Origin of the sequence: Scytonema sp. HK-05 (genome assembly GCF_963872035.1) — a bacterium.
Lineage (GTDB): Bacteria > Cyanobacteriota > Cyanobacteriia > Cyanobacteriales > Nostocaceae > Kalymmatonema.
Window position 1 is genome coordinate 1 of sequence record NZ_CAWMYC010000080.1, and the last position, 2,635, is coordinate 2,635.

Sequence of the window (2,635 nt, forward strand, 5' to 3'; positions counted from 1 at the left end):
AAGTAATTATTTATCTGTGTCCATCTGTGTCCATCTGTGGTTCATTATTTCTTTGTCTACCTTACAAGGGTTACAAACCGCTATAAAATGAGATTTTAAGCTGTGGCTTTTTTCACGCAGCGGGTATCTTTGCCAGCTTCTTGGCATTTTTCAAAGGTGATTTTTTTAGCAACAATTTCCTCTTTTGTATTTAGTGCCTTTTGTTTGAGTGCTTCGGGAACCATCGCCCCAAATTTTCCTAAAGATAAAATATCTGGTTTTTCTAAACCTATCGTGTAAATTTGACCTTTGAGTTGATTTTGTTTTGCGAGTTCTGCTAAATAGGCGATCGCTAAATCAAGCCGCTTCACCGCACTTGTTAAAACTGCTTTGGGTGCAATTTCTAACTGGTCTTTCGTGTTACCAAAAGCATAAACCCCTTTGTCGCTTGCAGTTTGCAAAACTGCAGCCGAAGCACTATCTAACCATTGATAGATGACATCACTGCCAGAAGAAATTATCGCAAGAGTGGCTTCTTTTGCCTTGGCTACATCGTTCCAGTCACCCGTGAATGTAGAACTAATTCTGATGTCTGGCTTGAGAGATTTTGCTCCTAATTCAAAGCCGCGTAGTTCTTGTTGGGTAGCATCAAATTGTTGTCCTGCAATGTAAGCTAGTTGATTGGATTTAGTCATTGATGCAGCGATCATTCCGCAGAGATAACTCGCTTGCAAATGGTCAATTCGCAAAGCAGCGATGTTGGAACCGTTCACAGCACCATTGACACCGACAAAGAAAGTGTTGGGGAACTGCGGCGCGACTTGTTGAATAGCAGCATCAAATTGTCCGCCGTGGGCAAATACTAGGTTATAGCCGCGACGCGCAAAATCTGAGAGAACTTCGGTTTGGTCTGCTTGTGCTATTTGTTCTACATAGGATGTTTCTGCACCCAGCTTTTGTTTAGCAAGCTGTACGCCTTCGTAACCAGATTGGTTCCAGGCTTGATCGCTAATGACTCCAGGGAGGGCGATCGCTATCTTAAACCCTGGGCTACTCCCTGTCGTTGTTGAGTTGCTACTGCAAGCTTTTAGCAGTAAACTAGTACTCAAGGTAGCTGAACCATACAAAAGAAATTTACGCCTACTAAAATTTGCCACCATACATTAAGCCTTGAGATGGGTAATCCTTGTTATTGATTACTATAATCTGCTTCATTCCCCTACCTCCTCGTTCATTTTTCCCACTGTTGGCTGAAGACGTAGTGACATCAGACAAAGAAACTGAAGAAGTGGACGCAACTATACAGTCAAGGGAATCGATGAACAATCTCAAGGAAATTTTTCGTGTCATCCTAGCGGTATGTATGATTGTAGCCGGAGTGACGCACTTTACATCTGCTGACCAGTATGTCAGAATTGTGCCGCCGCAACTCCCCTACCCTTTAGAAATAGTTTATCTGAGTGGCTTTTATGAAATCTTGGGTGGTATCGGGTTATTAGTTCCGCCTGTAAGTCAAGCTGCTGCTTGGGGGCTACTTGCTCTTTTTATTGCTGTTTACCCATCCAACATCAATATGGCAGTAAATCTCATTAAAATTGACCATATACCAAATTCACCCTGGGTACATGTGATTAGACTTCCCTTTCAAGCGGTTTTAATTGCTTGGGCTTGGTTGTATACAAAACCTTCAGATCCCGAAAAACAAGCTTCTATTATTCCCAAGTCACTCATTCCCAAACAACTGCAGGAATTAAAGTGAGTCGTTTTCGCAGACTTTTGTTTAACCCTCTCCTGAAAGGAGAGGGAATCAAGGGTAAAATAATGTGGGTGCAAGCAGGTTTGATATGAGTACATCAAAGACAGTTCAACAATTGCGGGCTGAATGGATAACGCCGGAAAGTTTTCGTCGATATGGACAGGTGATTTTTCCTGAGTTAGACGGTAAATCCTTTGATGCAGAAGATGCTCAACTCGTACTTGACAGAGGTATCCCCCGCTTTTATATCATGCAACTGCACCGCAGAGGACGCAAATTTCACACTATCACTCGCCATGTACAATGTACTCAATGTTTGGGTTCATTGGAAGGCAAGGACTGGTTAATTGCGGTTTGTCCTCCTAATAATAATATTGATGAACCATATTTAGAAGATATAGCAGCTTTCCGCATTCCAGGAAATTGCTTTATCAAGTTAGAGGTAGGAACTTGGCACGCTGGACCTTATTTTGAGCATGAGGTTGTGAATTTTTACAACTTGGAATTGAGTGATACGAATGTGGTGGATCATTTCACTCACAATTTTCTCAACAGCCATAATCTGGAGTTTGAGTTTGAGATTTTGTCACTGACATAGCGCTTCTACCAACTTACCCAAATTCCAAAAAAGTGCGTTGACAAAATTTCCTCCCATATCGAATCAAACAGCCGTGCAGAGGGATTAAGGGGAGCCAGCGCTGCAGGAGGAGCGCTAGCCATGCAGGCGGGTTTCCCGAACTCACAGCGACTGGCGTGTGGGGTCAAATCAACGTGGGATAAACGTTTGAACGTGATTGTTGACACGTATGCCCCGAGTCTCCCTTTCCGCCTTAGAGGGCTTCTCGTTTGAATGAAGTAATTATTTATCTGTGTCCATCTGTGTCCATCTGTGGTTCATTA

The 2,635-nt window shown here is 42.8% G+C and carries 3 protein-coding genes; 2 read left to right on the plus strand and 1 reads right to left on the minus strand.

What is annotated here, in order from left to right; translation table 11 throughout:
- Positions 1-95: 95 nt before the first annotated feature.
- Entirely contained in the window at positions 96-1,139 is a 1,044-nt protein-coding gene (locus tag AACT52_RS11060; protein ID WP_073636632.1) for a BMP family protein, read from the minus strand.
- Between the two features lie 158 nt (positions 1,140-1,297).
- Here AACT52_RS11060 and AACT52_RS11065 point away from each other — a divergent pair, with 158 nt between their 5' ends.
- Both AACT52_RS11065 and AACT52_RS11070 read left to right on the plus strand, forming a co-directional pair.
- Positions 1,298-1,738, plus strand: coding sequence for a DoxX family protein (locus AACT52_RS11065; RefSeq protein WP_073636634.1), 441 nt, complete (start codon positions 1,298-1,300; stop codon positions 1,736-1,738).
- Positions 1,739-1,823: 85 nt separating this feature from the next.
- Positions 1,824-2,333 (plus strand): ureidoglycolate lyase, encoded by a 510-nt coding sequence (locus tag AACT52_RS11070; protein ID WP_073636633.1) that lies wholly within the window; start codon positions 1,824-1,826, stop codon positions 2,331-2,333.
- Positions 2,334-2,635: the final 302 nt, after the last annotated feature.